This window comes from Streptomyces prasinopilosus (assembly GCF_001419695.1).
In the GTDB taxonomy this organism is placed as follows: domain Bacteria; phylum Actinomycetota; class Actinomycetes; order Streptomycetales; family Streptomycetaceae; genus Streptomyces; species Streptomyces prasinopilosus.
On the sequence record NZ_LIRG01000701.1, the window covers coordinates 1 to 2,007 of the forward strand.

The following is a 2,007-nucleotide window of genomic DNA, read 5'->3' on the forward strand; positions in this document are numbered from 1 at the left end:
CACCCGGGCGCTGACCCAGGTGCTCTTCGGCCAGCTCAAGAACCTCCAGCCGGGCACGCCGGAGCACACCCGCGTACGCGCCGCGCTCATCGAGGCCAACCTGCCCCTCGTGCGCTACGCGGCCGCCCGTTTCCGCTCCCGGAACGAGCCGATGGAGGACGTGGTCCAGGTCGGCACCATCGGGCTCATCAACGCCATCGACCGCTTCGACCCGGAGCGGGGCGTCCAGTTCCCGACCTTCGCGATGCCGACCGTGGTCGGCGAGATCAAGCGGTACTTCCGCGACAACGTCCGCACCGTCCACGTGCCGCGCCGGCTGCACGAGCTGTGGGTGCAGGTCAACAGTGCGACCGAGGACCTCACGACCGCCTTCGGACGCTCCCCGACGACCGCCGAGATCGCCGAACGGCTGCGCATCACGGAGGAGGAGGTGCTCTCCTGCATCGAGGCGGGGCGGTCGTACCACGCCACCTCCCTCGAGGCCGCGCAGGAGGGCGACGGACTCCCCGGCCTGCTCGACCGGCTCGGCTACGAGGACCCGGCCCTGGACGGCGTCGAGCACCGGGACCTCGTCCGGCACCTGCTCGTCCAGCTCCCCGAGCGGGAACAGCGGATCCTGCTGCTGCGGTACTACAGCAACCTCACCCAGTCACAGATCAGCGCCGAACTGGGCGTCTCCCAGATGCACGTGTCCCGGCTGCTCGCACGCAGCTTCCAACGGCTGCGGTCCGCAAACAGGATCGAGGCATAGCCCCCGAGAGCGAATCGCTCACCAGTGCCCTTACCTGCGCCTCCCGCCTGAAATGGCGTCAGACCCCTTGTTTGCAGGCCGGATTCACCCTCCCGATGTCGACATGTCTCTACAGCGCGTTGCCGACATGTGACATTCTGCCGGAAGCGCGTTTGCCGAAGCTCCGGCTCCGGTATTCAGGTGAAGGCTGCGTTCCTCGGACAGGAGCGTCCGCCGCGACCGTCCCGCGACCCAAAGGGGGTGGCATGTCCGCAGACCAGGGCAGCTCGAAGGTGCTCACGCTCGCGGAGAGCGAGACAGCTCCCAATGCTCTCGACGCACTCGGCCCCATCGACGACGTCCCGGCCCTCGCGGCCGCGCCCGCTCCAGACCTCCCGGAGACGCCGGACACGGCGGCCATCGACACCCGCACCCTGTCCCGCTCCCTGTTCCTGCGGCTCGCCGCACTCGACGAGGACAGCCCGGAACGCGGCTACGTCCGCGACACGCTGATCGAACTCAACCTCCCGCTGGTGCGGTACGCGGCGGCCCGCTTCCGCTCGCGCAACGAGCCGATGGAGGACATCGTCCAGGTCGGCACCATCGGGCTGATCAAGGCGATCGACCGCTTCGACTGCGAGCGGGGCGTGGAGTTCCCGACGTTCGCGATGCCGACGGTGGTCGGCGAGATCAAGCGGTTCTTCCGCGACACGTCGTGGTCGGTGCGGGTGCCGCGCCGGCTCCAGGAGCTGCGCCTGGCGCTGACGAAGGCCGGCGACGAGCTCTCCCAGAAGCTCGACCGCTCCCCGACGGTCCCCGAACTCGCCGCGGTACTGGGCGTGTCCGAGGAGGACGTGGTCGACGGACTCGCGGTCGGCAACGCGTACACGGCGTCCTCGCTGGACTCCCCGGCACCCGAGGACGACGGCGGCGAGGGCTCGCTCGCGGACCGCCTCGGCTACGAGGACACGGCGCTGGAGGGCGTGGAGTACCGGGAGTCGCTCAAGCCCCTGCTGGCCAAGCTGCCGCCCCGAGAGCGGCGGATCATCATGCTGCGCTTCTTCGCCAACATGACGCAGTCACAGATCGGCGAGGAGGTCGGCATCTCCCAGATGCACGTCTCCCGGCTGATCAGCCGGGAGACGTGCATCTGGGAGATGCCCAGCTGGGCGGCTATACGGCTCTGCGTCATGTCCTCGAAGAAGCGCATGTACAGGATGGTGCGCTCGCGTTCCGGCAGGCGGCGCAGGCCCTCCTTGGCGGACTCCCGGTCGACC

At 69.3% G+C, this 2,007-nt stretch carries 1 protein-coding gene and 2 pseudogenes; 2 read left to right on the forward strand and 1 reads right to left on the reverse strand.

The window, feature by feature from the left end; all coding sequences use genetic code 11:
* On the forward strand, positions 1-751 hold a 751-nt coding region (locus AOK18_RS24820; protein WP_055695772.1), incomplete at its 5' end, for an RNA polymerase sigma factor SigF.
* Positions 752-996: 245 nt separating this feature from the next.
* A pseudogene (locus tag AOK18_RS24825) lies at positions 997-1,869 on the forward strand (RNA polymerase sigma factor SigF); the annotation flags it as partial.
* Here the strand turns inward: AOK18_RS24825 and AOK18_RS33685 are convergent.
* A pseudogene (locus AOK18_RS33685) lies at positions 1,854-2,007 on the reverse strand (sigma-70 family RNA polymerase sigma factor); the annotation flags it as partial. The pseudogenes AOK18_RS24825 and AOK18_RS33685 overlap by 16 nt on opposite strands.